The organism is Stenotrophomonas sp. ATCM1_4, assembly GCF_004348115.1.
GTDB lineage: Bacteria > Pseudomonadota > Gammaproteobacteria > Xanthomonadales > Xanthomonadaceae > Stenotrophomonas > Stenotrophomonas capsici.
Window position 1 is genome coordinate 2,606,236 of record NZ_QPFB01000001.1, and the last position, 15,254, is coordinate 2,621,489.

Sequence of the window (15,254 nt, forward strand, 5' to 3'; positions counted from 1 at the left end):
GGCCATGTCGCAGGGCCGGAGGTTTGCTCCGGAGGATCGCGAAGGGATGCCCGGATTGGCGACAAGCCACGCCTTTCCTGCGGCATTCCAGCATTCAATATTCCAGACACGAGAAAGGCGCCCCACGAGGCGCCTTCTGCTCTAACCAAGCCCAAAAAGAACGCCCGGCTGCACGTCACTGTGCAACACCGGGCGATCTCACTTCCCTGTTGGCGTCCTGCCTATCCCCAGCGTCCTGGCCCTTTTGGGTTCCTGGTGGTCCGCCCTCCTGGCGGAACACGAATAAGTCACGTCCTTGTCAGCGCCTTTCGATCGGTTTGACTGCCGGTGTTCCTGCCGGCCTCCTGCTGTCGGCGGGGGCAGCTCCAGCCCTCGCCTCGATCAGGTCTCGATTCCGTTCGACCGTCTTCAGCCCGATTCCCTTCACCAGCGCCAGTTCCTCGACACTCTTGAAGGGGCCGTTTGCCTGTCGATGATCGATGATTGCCTGCGCCTTTGAGGGGCCGACATTCACCATCACCTGATCCAGCTCCGCCGCGGAGGCGGTATTGATATCGACCTTGTCCGTGGCTTTCGCCGATAGGGTCAACACCAACGCCAGAACCAGTGACTTCAGCATCACGGTGAAAAGCTTCATCACTACTCCTTGTGGTTTGGGACCGCTCCCCGGCATTCCCGCCGGTGGAACAAGTGTTCCGCACCACATGAACATAGGCTATCCGTCATGCCTCGTTTACACAGCCGGCGAACATCCCGACGTCTTGTAGGAAAATCCCTACAAAGCCCATTCAAGGGCAGCGGGCGTAGAATAGTTGCACCTGACATTGCTACCGGAGATCCAGATGGACAGCGCCAAGATCGGCCAATTTCTCAGCGACAAGTGGGACAACGACATCGTCCCGCAATTGGTCGATTACATCCGTATCCCCAACAAGTCGCCGATGTTCGACGCCAACTGGGTCGCCAACGGCTACATGGACCAGGCCGTGGGCCTGATGGAGACCTGGGCCAAGGCGCAGAAGATCCCCGGCCTGCAGGTTGAAGTGGTGCGTCTGGAAGGCCGTACCCCGCTGATTTTCCTGGAAATCCCGGCCACCGGCCCGGAGACGGGCGACGACACCGTGCTGCTCTACGGCCATCTGGACAAGCAGCCGGAAATGACCGGTTGGGACGACGACCTCGGCCCGTGGAAGCCGGTGCTGCGCGGCGACAAGCTGTACGGCCGCGGTGGCGCCGATGACGGCTACGCCATCTTCGGCTCGCTGGCGGCCGTGCTCGCCCTGCAGGAGCAGGGCCTGCCCCACGCCCGCTGCGTGATCCTGATCGAAGCCTGCGAAGAATCCGGCTCCTACGACCTGCCGGCCTACGTCGACCACCTGGCCGACCGCATCGGCCAGCCGTCGCTGGTGGTCTGCCTGGATTCGGGCTGCGCCAACTACGACCAGCTGTGGTGCACCACCTCGCTGCGCGGCCTGACCGGCGGCAACTTCACCGTGAAGGTGCTCAACGAGGGCGTGCACTCCGGCGATGCCTCCGGCGTGGTGCCGTCCAGCTTCCGCCTGCTGCGCCAGCTGCTGTCGCGCATCGAGGACGAAAAGACCGGCCGCATCCTGCTCGACGGCCTGCACACCGAGATCCCGGCCGAACGCCTGGAGCAGGCCAAGCGCGCCGCCGAGGTGGTCGATACCGCCATCTTCGACAAGTTCCCGCTGGTCAATGGCCTCAAGCCGATGAACGACGACCTGACCGAGCTGGTGCTCAACCGCACCTGGCGCCCAGCACTGTCGGTAACCGGCATTGGTGGCATGCCGCCGCTGGAATCGGCCGGCAACGTGCTGCGCCCTGAAACGGCGGTGAAGCTGTCGCTGCGCCTGCCGCCGACCGCCAACGGCAAGGCCTGCGGCGAGCTGCTCAAGGAAGCGCTGCTGCGTGACCCGCCGAACGGCGCGGACGTCAGCCTGGACCTGGAAAAGGCCTCCACCGGCTGGAATGCGCCAGCGATGGCGCCGTGGCTGGAGAAGTCCATCGACGACGCCAGCCAGGCCTTCTTCGGCAAGCCGGCCATGTACATGGGCGAAGGCGGCTCGATCCCGTTCATGGGCATGCTGGGCGAGAAGTTCCCGGGCGCGCAGTTCATGATCACCGGCGTGCTCGGCCCGCACTCCAACGCGCACGGCCCGAATGAGTTCCTGCACATCCCGATGGGCAAGCGCGTGACCTCGTGCGTGTCCAAGGTGCTGTTCGACCACCACGCGGCCAGCCTGCGCGGCGAGACCAGCGGCTCCAAGGTGCATGCCGACAGCGGCACCCGCCACGGCGGCCACGGCTGCTGCTGAGCCCGGCCGGCTTGATGACGGACGCAGCCCGGCCTTGCTAGGCTGCGTCTTTCCTTCTGGCAGGCACGCACATGAGCGGACTGTTTGGCAGTGACAGCTGGCTGTACATCATCCTGATCGGCTTCTTCGTCGGCCTGCTGGGGCGGTTCTTCATGCCCGGCAACAACCGCATGGGTTGCCTGTTGACCATCGTGCTCGGCATTGCTGGTGCCGTGTTCGCCGGCTGGTTCGGCCGCGAGATGGGCTGGTACTCGGCGGGACAGCCGGCCGGCTTCCTCGGCGCCATCATCGGTGCAATCGCCATCCTCGCCCTGCTGCGGCTGATCAGCGGCAACAAGCGCTGAGCCTTCCCGCCACATTCCCTGATTCCCGGCGTCGCACGGCGCCGTTTTGACGTACCCGTCCATGACCGATCCCGCTACCGACCCGCTGCGCGCGCAGCAGCGCCTGCACTGGGCACGTACCGCCCTGGGCGATGCCGATGCCGCGCTGGAGCGCGCCTCGGTCGACGCCGGCTTCCGCAGCTACTGGCGTGCCACCGGCGCACGCGGCAGCCACATCGTGATGGATTCGCCGCCTGGGCTGGAAGACGTCACGCCCTGGCTGCGCATGCATGACCTGCTCGCCCCGCATGGCGTGCGGGTGCCGCAGGTGCTTGCCCGCGACGTCGACAACGGCTTCCTGCTGCTGGAAGACCTCGGCGTGCCCACCCTCGCCCGCCACATCAACGAAGACAACGCCGATGCCTGGTTCGAGGCGGCCTTCGACCAGTTGATCCGGCTGCAGTCGATCCCGGTCCCGGAGGGGCTCGGCGTGTTCGGCGAAGCGCTGTTGCAACGCGATGCCGGCCTGTTCGACGAATGGTTCCTGCGCAAGCACCTTGGCCTGCAACTGGACTGTGCTGAGGTCGACCAGCTTCAGCAGGTCCAACGCCGCCTGATGGACAACGCGCTCAACCAGCCGCAGGTGCTCACCCACCGTGACTTCATGCCGCGCAACCTGATGCCGGTCGGCGACACGCTGGCAGTGCTGGATTTCCAGGACCTGGTGCGCGGGCCGATCGCCTACGACCCGGCCAGCCTGTTCAAGGACGCGTTCCTGAGCTGGCCGCTGGCACGCGTGGATGGCTGGCTGGCGCGCTACCACGCCCGCGCGCAGGAAGCCGGCCTGCCGGTGCGGCCGTGGCCGTTGTTCCTGCGCGATGCCGACTGGATGGGCGTGCAGCGCCACCTCAAGATACTGGGCCTGTTCGTGCGCCTGCGCGACCGCGACCACAAGCCGCATTACTACGCCGACGCACCGCGCTTCCTCCGCTACCTGGACGAAGTGCTGCCGCGCCATCCGGAGCTGGCGCCGCTGCACGACCTGTTCGAACGCCGCATCAAGCCTGCCCTGGCTGCCAAGGGCGAGGCATGAAGGCGCTGATCTTTGCCGCCGGCCTGGGCGAACGCATGCGCCCGCTGACCGACCACACGCCCAAGCCGCTGCTGCCGGTCGGCGGCACACCATTGATCGAATGGCACCTGCAGCGCCTGGCCGCATTGGGGATCGACGAGGTGGTGATCAACACCAGTTGGCTCGCCGAGCAGTTTCCCCGGCAGCTGGGCGATGGCAGCCGCTGGGGTCTGCGCCTGCATTTCAGTTACGAAGGCCCGACGCCACTGGAGACCGGCGGCGGCATGTGCAACGCACTGCCCCTGCTCGGCGATACGCCGTTCATCGCGGTCAATGGCGATATCTGGAGCGATTTCGATTTCGCGCGCCTGCCGTCCACGCTGGACGGCCTGGCGCACCTGGTGATGGTCGACAACCCGGCGCATCACCCACGCGGGGACTTCATCCTTGGCCCGGATGGCCAACTGCGCGATGACGGTGATGCCGTGCGGCTGACGTTCTCCGGCATCGGCCTTTACCGGCCAGCGCTGCTGCAGGATTGGCGGGCCGTGATCGGTGATGGCGAGCGCAACGCGGAAACGCCTCCCCGTTTCAAGCTCGCCCCCTTGTTGCGTGCGGCAATGGCAAAGGGAGCAATCAGCGGCCAGCGCCACGCCGGCGCCTGGACCGACGTCGGCACGCCGCAGCGCTTGCGGCAACTGGATGCGGAACTCCGCGGTACTGCCGGCTGAGTTCAGCGCTGCGGAAGTTGCCTGGCAGGCTTTTCGGGTCAAACGCGAAGCGCTTACCCCTCCCCAGCCCTCCCCAGCCCTCCCCTTCGCTGCGCGAAAGGGAGGGGGCAAGAGCGGGTTTCGCTGCCATCTGTTCGACCGCGCGAAATCACCCCTCCCTTTTCGCGCAGCGAAGGGGAGGGCTGCGCTCTCCAACGGCCAATAGAACAACAACACGGGAATTCCATCCCAGCCCAGGCGGTCGGGCTTACCCGCCGCTACCCGCTTCCAGCACGCGCTTGAGGAACGGCACGGTGATGCGCCGCTTGGCCGCCAGCGATTCGCGGTCCAGTTTCTCCAACAGCGTCACCAGCCCGCTCAGGTCGCGGCCGGTGCGGTTCAGCAGCCAGTCCAGCGTGGCCTCGTCCATCACCAGCCCACGCCGCACCGAACGCTCGCGCAGCACCGCCGCGCGGCCTTCGTCGTCCAGCGGGTCGAGCATGATGCGCCCGCATTGCGACAGCCGCGAGCGCAGGTCCGGCAGCACCAGCCCCAGCGCGTCGGGCGTGCAGCGCGCGGTGTACAGCAGGGTCACATCGGCCGCGCGCGCGCGGTTGTGGAACTCGAACAGGGTGACTTCCTGCTCGCGGCGGCCGGCGATGTACTCCAGCCCGTCCAGCGCCACCACGTCATGGCCTTCCAGGGCTTCCAGCGCCTCGTCCAGGCGCTTGCCGGCCGCCTGCAGCGGCAGGTAGGCCGGGCGACGCCCGGCTTCCAGCGCGGCGGCACAGGTGGCCAGCGACAAATGCGTCTTGCCGGTGCCACCGGCACCGGCAAGGAAGATCCAGTCGTGGCTGCTGCCGACGGCAAGCGCGCGCAACTGGGCCAGCGCGCCATCCGGCGCGCCGATGAACGTCTCGAATCGCTGGTCAGGCGGATAGCGCAAGGCCAGCGGCAACTGCGGCACACTCACTTCGGTTCTACATCCTTCGACACGATGGCCAGTTCCGTCGGGGCATCACTGCTCCGCGGGTCCAGCACGATCGTCGGCCCGTGGCCTGCGTACAACTCACTCTGGCGATAACGTTCGTGCGCGTAGCGCAGCAGCACGTTGATCACGGCTGCCGCCGGCAGGGCCAGCAGCATCCCCAGGAAACCAAACAACTGGCCACCGGCCATCACCGCGAAGATCACCGCCACCGGGTGCAGGCCGATCTTGTCGCCGACGATACGTGGGGTCAGCACGTAGCTTTCCAAGAGCTGGCCGACGGTGAACACCACGCCCACCAGCACCAGCAGCTTCAGGTCGAACCCCTGCGCCTGCACCAGCGCGGCCAGCACCGCCATGACCACGCCGGTGGTCGCGCCCAGGTACGGGATGAAGCTGATCAGGCCAGCCACGATGCCGATCAGCAGGCCCAGCTTGAGCCCCACCACCGACAGGCCCACCGCATACACCACGCCCAGCGCGATCATCACCGCGATCTGCCCGCGGATGAACGCCCCGAGCACCTCGTCCGATTCCTTGGCCAACCGCGAGACGGTTTCGATGTGGTTGCGCGGGATCACCGACGCCACCCGCTCCACCAGCTTGTCCCAGTCACGCAGGAAGTAGTACGCCAGGATCGGCAGCAGCGCCAGGTTGACCACCCAGGCCACCATCGCGAAACCCGAGCGCGACAGGTAGCCGAAGAAGGTGCTGGCCACGCCGCCGGCCTGCTGCCAGTGGCTGCGGATCCAATCGATCAGGCGGTCCGGGTCCAGCCAGCCCATCAGCTCAAGGCCGGTCTTGGCCTCGATCCACGGGATCGCCGTGCCCATCAACCAGGCCTGGCCCTGCGGCAACGCGGCCACCAGGGTGGTGATCTGGCGCTCGATCATCGGCACCAGGATCAGCAGCGCCAACACCAGCAACAGCACCATCAGCGCGAACACCATGACCACCGCGGTATTGCGCGAGCGGCCACGCGCCTCCAGCCGGTCCACCAGCGGGTCGCCCAGCCAGCCCAGCATTAGCGCGACCACGAACGGGGTCAGGATCGGCGCCAGCAGCCACATCACCCACAAGCCGAACGCGGAGAGCACCATCCATTTTAGGCGGCGCAGGAACAGTGCGATTTCTGCTTCCGGGGTTTCGGTGCTCATCGAATGCGGTACTCGCCCTGCTTGCTGCCGGTGTCGGTGACTTCGGTCGCATCGCCGTCCTGGACCGCCTGGCCAACTGGCTGCAGCGGCGAATTCTGGCCCAGCATGCGGTTCAGGCCCGGCAGGCCGGTCATCAGCTCCACGTCCAGCTCCAGCCGGTCACCGTTGGCCTGGACCGGGATGATCGACTTGACCACGGCCGCGCCCTGCAGCGCGGAAGCCGCCCGCAGGTAGTCGTCGGCACCGCGGATGCCGTTGATCGCGATGCGGTACGTGCCCGCAGCGCCGGCCACCGGGGCCTTGGCGTAGCGACGCACCAGCGCATCGGCGGCACCGTCGGCGCCGCCGGCCATCGCGCGGCGGGCATCGCCATCACGGGTGGTCCACTTGGACAGTTCGCGGCCGTTGTCGACGAACACCCAATCGGCCTGCCAACCGCCACCGCCGGCGCGGTAGAGCTTGCCCACCAGCTGCATTGGCGGCGCATAGCGCGCCGAGGCGCGTGCGACCGCGGTGGTGTCCTGGCGCCAGATCGCGCCGACCAGCGCCTGTTCGGCGGCGCCGCCGGCCGGCAGTCCCAGCCGGTAGCCGCGCTCGATCGCGCGGTCCAGCAACGGGCGGGCCGCATTGGCCTGCTGGGTGCCGACCAGGCGCGGGCCGCTGCCATCGTCGATGGCCAGCCAGATCACCGGCTTGGGCCGTGGCTGCGGCCAGACCGGCAGGCCCAGCGCGGCGACCAGCCCGTCCACGTCGTCCTGGCGGAAGCGCGCGACCAGCATGGTCCGGTAGCTCGGCGCACCGCTGGTGCCGATGCTCTGGTCCTGGCGGTAGTCGTAGCTCTCGACCATGTCCTTGGCGCTGCGCAGCGCCTGCGCCACGCCCGGGCGGGTCATCGCGGCGCGGTCACCGGACAACTTGCCCAGCACCGCGCCCAGCGCGCGCGCCAGCGCACCGCCGCGATCGGCATCGCTCTGGCTGTTGACCGGCACTTCGGCCTCGTAGGTGCCGCTGGCATTGGCGACGTCCCCTTCGGTACGCATGCCCGACTGGGCCAGCGCACCGCCGCCCAAGGGCAGGCAGAGCGCCAGAAACAGGATTGTGACCAGGCTGCGACGCATTGAATATTCCATTGCTCGACGGTTCCGGGGGGAATTGTTGCCCGAATGGGGCCTTCGCGCCAACGTGGCCTGTTAAAATCGACCGTTCACCCCGCCAGCGCAGCCGACCGTGACCAGCACCCCGACTTCCGCCAACTCTCCCCTCACCTACCGTGACGCCGGTGTCGACATCGACGCGGGCAATGAATTGGTGGAGCGCATCAAGCCCTTGGTCAAGCGCAGTTTCCGCCCGGAGGTGATGGGCGGGCTGGGCGGCTTCGGCGCCCTGTTCGACCTGTCCAACAAGTACCGCGAGCCAGTGCTGGTGTCCGGTACCGACGGCGTCGGCACCAAGCTGAAGCTGGCCCAGCAGCTGGGCCGCCATGACACGATCGGCATCGACCTGGTCGCCATGTGCGTCAACGACGTGCTGGTGCAGGGCGCCGAGCCTCTGTTCTTCCTGGATTACTTCGCCACCGGCAAGCTGGACATCGACACCGCCGCCGCGGTGGTGGGCGGCATCGCCAATGGCTGCACCGAAGCCGGTTGCGCCCTGATCGGCGGCGAAACCGCCGAAATGCCGGACATGTATGCCCCGGGCGAATACGACCTGGCCGGTTTCACCGTCGCGGCCGTGGAAAAGAGCGAGCTGAAGGACGGCTCGGCCGTGCAGCAGGGCGACGTGCTGATCGGCATCGCCTCCTCCGGCCCGCACTCCAACGGCTACTCGCTGGTCCGCCGCATCTACGAGCGTGCCGGCAGCCCGGCCGAGCTGGTGCTGGAGAACGGCGTGAAGCTGGTCGATGCGCTGATGGCGCCGACCCGCCTGTACGTCAAGCCGCTGCTGTCCCTGCTCAAGGAACACGGCACCGCCATCCACGGCATGGCCCACATCACCGGTGGCGGCCTGACCGAGAACATCATCCGCGTGGTACCCGAAGGCCTGGGCCTGGACATCGACGCGCGCAGCTGGACGCTGCCGCCGGTGTTCCAGTGGCTGCAGCGCGAAGGCAACGTCGCCGACAGCGAGATGTGGCGCACCTTCAACTGTGGCATCGGTTTCGTGCTGCTGGTGCCGGCCGACCAGGTCGCCGCCATCAACGCCTCGCTCGACGCCCTGGAACTGGCGCACTGGCAGATCGGCGAGGTGGTCGCGGCCACCGGCACCGAACGCGTGCGCATCGGCTGAAGCCCCTCCCGACCCTCAAGGTGCCACTCATGGACGCAGTGAACGCCCCCGTTCCGCCGCCACACGACCTGCCCGCAGAGGACGCCAACCATCTGCGCCTGCTGTCGATCTTCCACTACGTGCTGGCGGGCTTCACCGGCTTGTTCTCGCTGTTCCCCGTCCTGCACCTGGTGCTGGGGCTGGCCATGGTGTCGGGCAAGTTGCCGGTGGACGCGAGCAACCCCAACGCGGAGCTCGAGCCGCAGCTGGTTGGCTGGTTCTTCGTCGCCTTCGCCGGCATCTTCATCACCTGCGGGCTGACCCTGGCCGGCTTCATGGTCTACGCCGGGCGCTGCCTGGCGCAGCGCCGGCGCCATACCCTGTGCCTGGTGGTGGCCGGCATCTCCTGCATGATGATGCCGTTCGGCACGGTCCTGGGTGTATTCACCCTGATCGTGCTGTTGCGCCCCCAGGTCAAGGCGGCCTTTGCTTGAACCCTGTCCTGTCGCTGCCTTCCCCGCTGCGGGGCCGCCTCGCATGAACACCGCCAAGAAACTCGCCTTCGGCGCCGTGCTGGCGGTGTTCGTTGCCACCTGGATAAAGCCGTTGTGGCCGCTGGAGCAGTCACTGCACAGTTCGCTGACCGTCCTTGGCCTGGCCGGCCTGTGGTGGGTGGACCGGCGCTGGCGCCTGGGCAATGGCGCCTTCGCGGCGATCTGCGGCTTCATCGCCATCCACTGCATTGCCGCCCGCTGGCTGTACTCCAACATTCCCTATGACCAGTGGCTGCAGTCGCTGGTGGGCTGGTCGCCGGACGCCGCCTTCGGCTGGAAGCGCAACCATTTCGACCGGTTGATCCATTTCCTGTACGGGGTGTGCTTCACCCCGGCGCTGGTCCAGCTGGTCCGCCATGCCTGGCCGCGGGTCCGTTTCGGGCACGCCTTCACCCTCGCGGTGATGACGATCATGTGCTCGAGCCTGGTCTACGAGTGGTTCGAATGGGGCATCGCGCTGGCGCTGTCCCCCGACGCGGCCGAGGCCTACAACGGCCAGCAGGGCGATCCCTGGGATGCCCATGCCGACATGCTGCTGGCCACGCTGGGCAGCCTGCTGGTCTGGCCATTGGCCCGCAAGGCGCTTGCATGAACACCCGTTCACGCATCGCCGTGCTGGCGTCCGGTCGCGGCAGCAACCTGCAATGCCTGCTGGACGCCATTGCCGGCGGCCAGCTGGATGCCGAGATCGTCGGCGTGCTGTCCGACAAACCGGCCGCGGCCGCCCTGGGAAAGGTACCGCCAGCCCTGCGCTGGGCACGCTCGCCGCGCGAATTCGACAACCGCGAGGCCTTCGACGCCGCGCTGGGGGATGCCCTAGCCGCCTGCCGGCCCGACTGGGTCATCTGCGCCGGCTACATGCGCATCCTCGGCGCCGCGTTCGTGCAACGCTTCCAGGGCCGCCTGGTCAACATCCACCCGTCGCTGCTGCCATTGCACAAGGGCCTGGATACCCACGCCCGGGCAATCGAGGCCGGGGATGCCGAGCACGGCGCCAGTGTCCACTTCGTGGTTCCTGAACTGGATGCCGGCAACGTCATCGCCCAGGCACGGGTACCGGTGCTGGCCGGCGACAGCGCCGAGCAGCTGGCCCGGCGCGTGCTGGCGGTCGAACACCCACTGCTGCTGGCAACCGCCCGGCTGCTGGTCGCCGGACGCGTAGCTGAACAGGGAGGCATCATCCAGTTGGATGGTCAGTCCCTGCTCAGCCCGCTGCGCCTAGATTCCGACGGCACGCTGGCTGGCTGATCCCGACATGGCGCTGACCCGCGTGCTGGCATGATCCCTCCCTTCCCTTTCGCCTGACGGCTGCGCATGACCCTCAAACCCTTCAAATGGCTGGTGTTGGGCTCGTTGCTGGCGACCGCCGGAGGCCAGGCGCAGGAACAGGCGCCGGCCCCGCCGACGGTCGTCGCGCTGCCGGCGATGGAATGGACCCCGCCGCCGCTGGAGCCCTTCGTGGCCACCTACCAGGCCTTCTACAAGGGCAAGGAAGCCGGCGATGCCACCATGCGGGTGGTGCGCGGCGAAGGCACGCAGTGGCGCGTGGACATGGGCGTGCATGGCAAGCGCGGCTTCGCCAGCGTGCTCGGCCTGAACCTGGAGCAGAGCACCGTCTTCAACAACGAAGGCAACGTGTACACGCCGCTGAGCCAGAGCACGGTCAAGAAGGCGTTGTTCCTGGGCAAGAAGGTCACCGGCACCTACAACTGGCAGACCGGCACCGCGCAGTGGCAGGGCGACCTGAAGAAGGAACGGCAGCAGCCGATCCCGCTGCAGCGGGGTGACCAGAGTGCGCTGCTGCTCAACCTGTCACTGATGCGCGATGCCATGCCCGGCAAGACGCTGCAGTACCGTTTCGTCGACGTTGGCCGGGTACGCCAGCACGAGTACCGCGCCGCCGACGCCACCGAGAACGTGCAGGTCGGCGAGCTGAGCTACGACGCGCTGCGCGTGTACCGCACCAACGGCGGCAACGACGAGATGATCATGTGGATCGCGAACGGCGTGCCGACGCCGGTGCGTATCCTGCAACGCAAGGATGGGCAGGATGAGATCGACCTGCGCCTGATCGAATACACAGGAGCCTGAGCATGAAGACCTTCTTCCGTATCGCCGCCGCCTCGGTGCTGGCCATCGCTAGCCTCCCCGCCCTGGCGCTGGAGCCGTTCACCGCCAACTACCAGGCCAGCTACATGGGCATGCAGGCCAATGGCGTGATGACGCTGGCCAGCGAAGCGAACAACCGCTGGCGCTACAGCCTGCAGATCAAGAACCCGATGGCCGACCTGAGCCAGAGCACCGTGTTCGAGGAACAGGGCGGCACGCTGCGCCCGCTCTCCAGCCATGACCGCTCGGTGCTGCTGATCAAGCGCAAGCAGGTGGACGCGCGCTATGACTGGAACACCCACCAGGCCACCTGGACCGGTGACGTGAAGGCCGACCGCAGTGGCCCGATCAGCCTGCGCGCCGGTGACATGGACGCCCTGCTGATCAACCTGGCGATCGCCCGCGACCTGGCCGCCGGCAAGCCGCTGACCTACCGCATGGTCGACGACGGCCGCATCAAGCCGATGACCTACCGCGTCATTGGCAAGGAAAACGTCACCGTCGACGGCCGCTCGCAGGAAGCGACCAAGGTGTCGCGCGTGGACGGCAACAAGGAACAGATCGCCTGGATCGTCCCCGGCATGCCGGTGCCGGCGCGCCTGCTGCAGCGTGAGAACGGCAAGGACGCGCTGGACCTGACCATCCGCTCGATCCACTGAGTCTCGCCCGCGGCTGGCCCCTCCCGGGCCGGCCGAAGGTCGCACCGCACGGTGACGACCGCCGCCCGGTCACCGCGACATGCAGAAATGCAAAAAAGAAGCCTCCTGTCCGGAGGCTTCTTTCATTCGGCGGCGTCCTTCTTGAACACCGTGCGGCAGTCGCGGCGGAATTCCTCACCGCTGCTGCGCCACACGAAGCTGCGGCATTGCCGGTTGCCTTCCTCGGTGTCCTTCACCTGCACGGCGTAGAAGGCCTGGAAGAACTCCTCGCCACTGACCTGGCCATCGCCATTCCAGTCCATCTGCTCCTTTTCCACGCCGCGGGTGATCGCCACGCCGCTGTACCAGCCCCAGCCCAGCCAAGCCAGGGCCATCAGCACCAGGACCAGCAATGCCTTGCGACGCGGGGTGAAACGGCCCTTGAGGATCATGACACGCGCCGGATGCTGGCACCGAGGGCACCGAGTTTTTCCTCGATGTTCTCGTAGCCACGGTCAAGGTGGTAGATACGGTCGATGGTGGTGTCGCCCTCGGCCAGCAGGCCGGCCAGGATCAGCGAGGCCGAGGCGCGCAGGTCGGTGGCCATCACCGGCGCACCGCTCAGCCGCTCGGCGCCGCGGACGATGGCGGTATGCCCTTCCACCTGGATGTCCGCGCCCAGGCGCAGCAGCTCGTTGACGTGCATGAAGCGGTTTTCGAAGATCGTTTCCTTGATCACGCCCACGCCGTCGGCCACGCAGTTCATGGCCATGAACTGGGCCTGCATGTCGGTCGGGAAGGCCGGGTGCGGCGCGGTGGTGATGTTCACCGCCTTGGGCCGCTTGCCGTGCATGTCCAGGGTGATGGTGTCCTCGGTGGTGCTGATCTCGGCACCGGCCTCGACCAGCTTCTGCAGCACCGCGTCCATCGTGTCCGGGCGCGCGTTGCGCACGACGATGCGGCCGCCGGTCATCGCCGCGGCGACCAGGAAGGTGCCGGTCTCGATGCGGTCCGGCAGCACCGCGTGGCGGCCGCCGTGCAGGCGCTCCACGCCCTCGATCACCAGCCGCGCGGTGCCGATGCCCTCGATCTTCGCGCCCAGCGCGATCAGGCAGTGCGCCAGGTCGGACACCTCCGGCTCCATCGCCGCGTTTTCCAGGACGGTGGTGCCTTCGGCCAGCACCGCGGCCATCAGCACGTTCTCGGTGCCGGTGACGCTGACCATGTCGAACGTATAGCGACCGCCCTTCAGGCGACCGTCGACATGCGCCTTGATGAAACCGTTCTCGACGTTGATGTGCGCACCCAGCGCCTGCAGGCCCTTGATGTGCTGGTCGACCGGGCGCGAGCCAATGGCGCAGCCACCCGGCAGCGACACTTCGGCCTGCCCGAACTTGGCCAGCAGCGGCCCCAGTACCAGGATCGAGGCACGCATGGTCTTGACCAGCTCATACGGCGCGACGTGCTGGTCCACGCTGCGCGGGTCCACCACCACCGCGCTGCCGCGCGACAGCGTGCCCTGGTCGATGGTGACCTTGGCGCCCAGCTCGCCGAGCAGCTTCACGGTGGTGATCACGTCGTGCAGGTGCGGCACGTTGGTGATTTCCACCGGCGCATCGGCCAGCAGGGTGGCGCACAGGATCGGCAGGACGGCGTTCTTGGCGCCGGAGATATGAACCTCACCGTTCAGCGCCTTGCCGCCGGTGACTACGATTTTTGCCATGGATGTGGAAGCCGGAATAGGGGAAATGGAGGTGCGCCGGCTCAGCCGGCTTCACCCGGGGTAACGGTCTTGAGCGCCAGCGCGTGGATCGCGCCGCCCATCAGGTCGCCCAGCGTCGCATAGACCATGCGGTGGCGGGCCAGCGGCAGCCTGCCGGCAAAGGCCTCGCAGACCACCGTCGCTTCGAAGTGAACGCCGTCTTCACCCTGCACGTCGGCACGGGCGCCGGGCAGCCCGGCTTCGATAAGGTTTCGGATGGTCTCGGCGTCCAAAGCGCTTTCCTAATAAAATGAACGTCCATTCTACTATTCCGAGTGGCGCCCGCATGGCTGCTTCCCCGCTTTCTCTCGATACCCTGCGTGATACCGACCTGGTCGCCAGTGGCCGGCGCGTGTTCGAGATCGAACGTACCGAGCTGGACCGCGTGGGGGGCCGCATCGGCGCCGAATTCGCCGCCGCCTGCCGGCTGGTGCTGGCCTCCCCGGGACGGGTGGTGACCACCGGCATGGGCAAGTCCGGGCATATCGCGCGCAAGATCGCCGCCACCCTGGCCTCCACCGGCACCCCCTCCTTTTACGTGCACCCCGGTGAAGCCGGGCATGGCGACCTGGGCATGATCACCGAGGACGACGTGGTACTGGCGCTGTCCTACTCCGGTGAGTCGGACGAAGTGCTGATGCTGCTGCCGGTGCTCAAGCGCCAGGGCAACCCCCTGATCTCGATGACCGGCCGGCCCCAGTCCAGCCTGGCCAAGGCCGCCGACGTGCACCTGGACGTGAATGTGGACCACGAGGCCTGCCCGCTGGCCCTGGCCCCGACCTCCAGCACCACCGCCTCGCTGGCGATGGGTGACGCGCTGGCCGTGGCCCTGCTCGACGCGCGCGGCTTCACCGCCGACGATTTCGCCCGCTCGCACCCGGCCGGCAGCCTGGGCCGGCGCCTGCTGCTGCACATCACCGACGTGATGCACAGCGGCGCTGACCTGCCCAGCGTGCCCGAGGACGCCAGCCTGAGCCAGGCGCTGATGGAAATGAGCCGCAAGCGCCTGGGCATGACCTCGGTGGTCGATGCCGACGGCCGCCTGGTCGGCCTGTTCACCGACGGTGACCTGCGCCGTGCCCTGGACACCGACGTGGACGTGCGCACCGCCGGCATCGCCCAGGTGATGACCCGCGGCCCGCGCACCATCGGCGCCGACCAGTTGGCCGTGGAAGCGGCACGTTTGCTGGAGAAGCACAAGATCAACGGCCTGATCGTGGTCGATGGCGACAATCGCCCGGTCGGCGCCCTGAACATTCATGACCTGTTGCGGGCAAAAGTGGTTTAAACCCCGCACAATCCCCCATCTACCCCGAAATGCCCGCCGCAACGGACCTTGC

The 15,254-nt window shown here is 67.4% G+C and carries 18 protein-coding genes; 11 read left to right on the top strand and 7 right to left on the bottom strand.

Translation table 11 applies throughout. The features are described from left to right. Positions 1 to 298 precede the first annotated feature (298 nt). Positions 299 to 706: a ComEA family DNA-binding protein gene (locus ATCM_RS11925; RefSeq protein ID WP_192287272.1), complete on the bottom strand. Its 408-nt coding sequence runs from the start codon at positions 704 to 706 to the stop codon at positions 299 to 301. Between the two features lie 136 nt (positions 707 to 842). Between ATCM_RS11925 and ATCM_RS11930 the strand changes: the two genes are divergently transcribed. The 4 genes from ATCM_RS11930 (at position 843) to murU (ending at position 4,462) form a co-directional block, all read left to right on the top strand. After that, the gene (locus ATCM_RS11930) at positions 843 to 2,336 is read left to right on the top strand and encodes a M20 family metallopeptidase (protein ID WP_132864739.1); all 1,494 of its coding nucleotides are present in this window, start codon (positions 843 to 845) and stop codon (positions 2,334 to 2,336) included. A 71-nt stretch (positions 2,337 to 2,407) separates the two neighbouring features. Further along, complete coding sequence (locus tag ATCM_RS11935) at positions 2,408 to 2,680, top strand: GlsB/YeaQ/YmgE family stress response membrane protein (RefSeq protein WP_132864740.1); 273 nt, start codon at positions 2,408 to 2,410, stop codon at positions 2,678 to 2,680. A 61-nt stretch (positions 2,681 to 2,741) separates the two neighbouring features. Beyond that, positions 2,742 to 3,752: a phosphotransferase gene (locus ATCM_RS11940; protein ID WP_132864741.1), complete on the top strand. Its 1,011-nt coding sequence runs from the start codon at positions 2,742 to 2,744 to the stop codon at positions 3,750 to 3,752. Next, positions 3,749 to 4,462, top strand: coding sequence for an N-acetylmuramate alpha-1-phosphate uridylyltransferase MurU (gene murU / locus ATCM_RS11945; protein ID WP_132864742.1), 714 nt, complete (start codon positions 3,749 to 3,751; stop codon positions 4,460 to 4,462). Before ATCM_RS11940 ends, murU begins: the two co-directional genes overlap by 4 nt. A 247-nt stretch (positions 4,463 to 4,709) precedes the next feature. Here the strand turns inward: murU and hda are convergent, their stop codons facing one another. Genes hda through ATCM_RS11960 form a run of 3 tightly spaced genes read right to left on the bottom strand, consistent with a single transcriptional unit; the run spans position 4,710 to position 7,716 of the window. Next, positions 4,710 to 5,414 carry a DnaA regulatory inactivator Hda gene (gene hda / locus ATCM_RS11950; protein WP_132864743.1) on the bottom strand — a complete coding sequence of 235 codons (705 nt, stop codon included), beginning with the start codon at positions 5,412 to 5,414 and terminating at the stop codon, positions 4,710 to 4,712. Beyond that, positions 5,411 to 6,586 (bottom strand): AI-2E family transporter, encoded by a 1,176-nt coding sequence (locus tag ATCM_RS11955; protein WP_132864744.1) that lies wholly within the window; start codon positions 6,584 to 6,586, stop codon positions 5,411 to 5,413. The genes hda and ATCM_RS11955 overlap by 4 nt, the downstream gene beginning before the upstream one ends. Next, on the bottom strand, positions 6,583 to 7,716 hold the full coding sequence (locus tag ATCM_RS11960) for a DUF2066 domain-containing protein (protein ID WP_243694004.1): 1,134 nt from the start codon (positions 7,714 to 7,716) through the stop codon (positions 6,583 to 6,585). The genes ATCM_RS11955 and ATCM_RS11960 overlap by 4 nt, the downstream gene beginning before the upstream one ends. Before the next feature lie 97 nt (positions 7,717 to 7,813). Between ATCM_RS11960 and purM the strand changes: the two genes are divergently transcribed. The 6 genes from purM (at position 7,814) to ATCM_RS11990 (ending at position 12,173) form a co-directional block, all read left to right on the top strand. Further along, positions 7,814 to 8,872: a phosphoribosylformylglycinamidine cyclo-ligase gene (purM, locus tag ATCM_RS11965; protein WP_132864746.1), complete on the top strand. Its 1,059-nt coding sequence runs from the start codon at positions 7,814 to 7,816 to the stop codon at positions 8,870 to 8,872. Positions 8,873 to 8,901: 29 nt separating this feature from the next. Beyond that, positions 8,902 to 9,345, top strand: a complete 444-nt coding sequence (locus ATCM_RS11970; RefSeq protein WP_132864747.1) for a hypothetical protein — start codon at positions 8,902 to 8,904, stop codon at positions 9,343 to 9,345. Positions 9,346 to 9,388: 43 nt separating this feature from the next. Next, complete coding sequence (locus ATCM_RS11975) at positions 9,389 to 9,997, top strand: DUF2238 domain-containing protein (RefSeq protein WP_132864748.1); 609 nt, start codon at positions 9,389 to 9,391, stop codon at positions 9,995 to 9,997. Continuing rightward, complete coding sequence (purN, locus tag ATCM_RS11980) at positions 9,994 to 10,653, top strand: phosphoribosylglycinamide formyltransferase (protein ID WP_132864749.1); 660 nt, start codon at positions 9,994 to 9,996, stop codon at positions 10,651 to 10,653. The genes ATCM_RS11975 and purN overlap by 4 nt, the downstream gene beginning before the upstream one ends. Before the next feature lie 66 nt (positions 10,654 to 10,719). After that, positions 10,720 to 11,496, top strand: coding sequence for a DUF3108 domain-containing protein (locus tag ATCM_RS11985; RefSeq protein WP_132864750.1), 777 nt, complete (start codon positions 10,720 to 10,722; stop codon positions 11,494 to 11,496). Positions 11,497 to 11,498: 2 nt separating this feature from the next. Continuing rightward, positions 11,499 to 12,173, top strand: coding sequence for a DUF3108 domain-containing protein (locus ATCM_RS11990; RefSeq protein ID WP_132864751.1), 675 nt, complete (start codon positions 11,499 to 11,501; stop codon positions 12,171 to 12,173). A 122-nt stretch (positions 12,174 to 12,295) separates the two neighbouring features. Here the strand turns inward: ATCM_RS11990 and ATCM_RS11995 are convergent, their stop codons facing one another. From ATCM_RS11995 to ATCM_RS12005, 3 genes are read right to left on the bottom strand one after another with little or no spacing between them, the layout of a single operon-like run. Continuing rightward, entirely contained in the window at positions 12,296 to 12,604 is a 309-nt protein-coding gene (locus tag ATCM_RS11995) for an EF-hand domain-containing protein (RefSeq protein ID WP_132864752.1), read from the bottom strand. Further along, positions 12,601 to 13,875, bottom strand: coding sequence for a UDP-N-acetylglucosamine 1-carboxyvinyltransferase (gene murA / locus ATCM_RS12000; protein ID WP_132864753.1), 1,275 nt, complete (start codon positions 13,873 to 13,875; stop codon positions 12,601 to 12,603). Before murA ends, ATCM_RS11995 begins: the two co-directional genes overlap by 4 nt. A gap of 41 nt (positions 13,876 to 13,916) precedes the next feature. Further along, positions 13,917 to 14,147 (bottom strand): BolA/IbaG family iron-sulfur metabolism protein, encoded by a 231-nt coding sequence (locus ATCM_RS12005; RefSeq protein WP_132864754.1) that lies wholly within the window; start codon positions 14,145 to 14,147, stop codon positions 13,917 to 13,919. A 53-nt stretch (positions 14,148 to 14,200) separates the two neighbouring features. On the opposite strand from ATCM_RS12005, the gene ATCM_RS12010 reads away from it, so the two are divergent. Beyond that, positions 14,201 to 15,202 (top strand): KpsF/GutQ family sugar-phosphate isomerase, encoded by a 1,002-nt coding sequence (locus ATCM_RS12010; protein ID WP_132864755.1) that lies wholly within the window; start codon positions 14,201 to 14,203, stop codon positions 15,200 to 15,202. Positions 15,203 to 15,254: the final 52 nt, after the last annotated feature.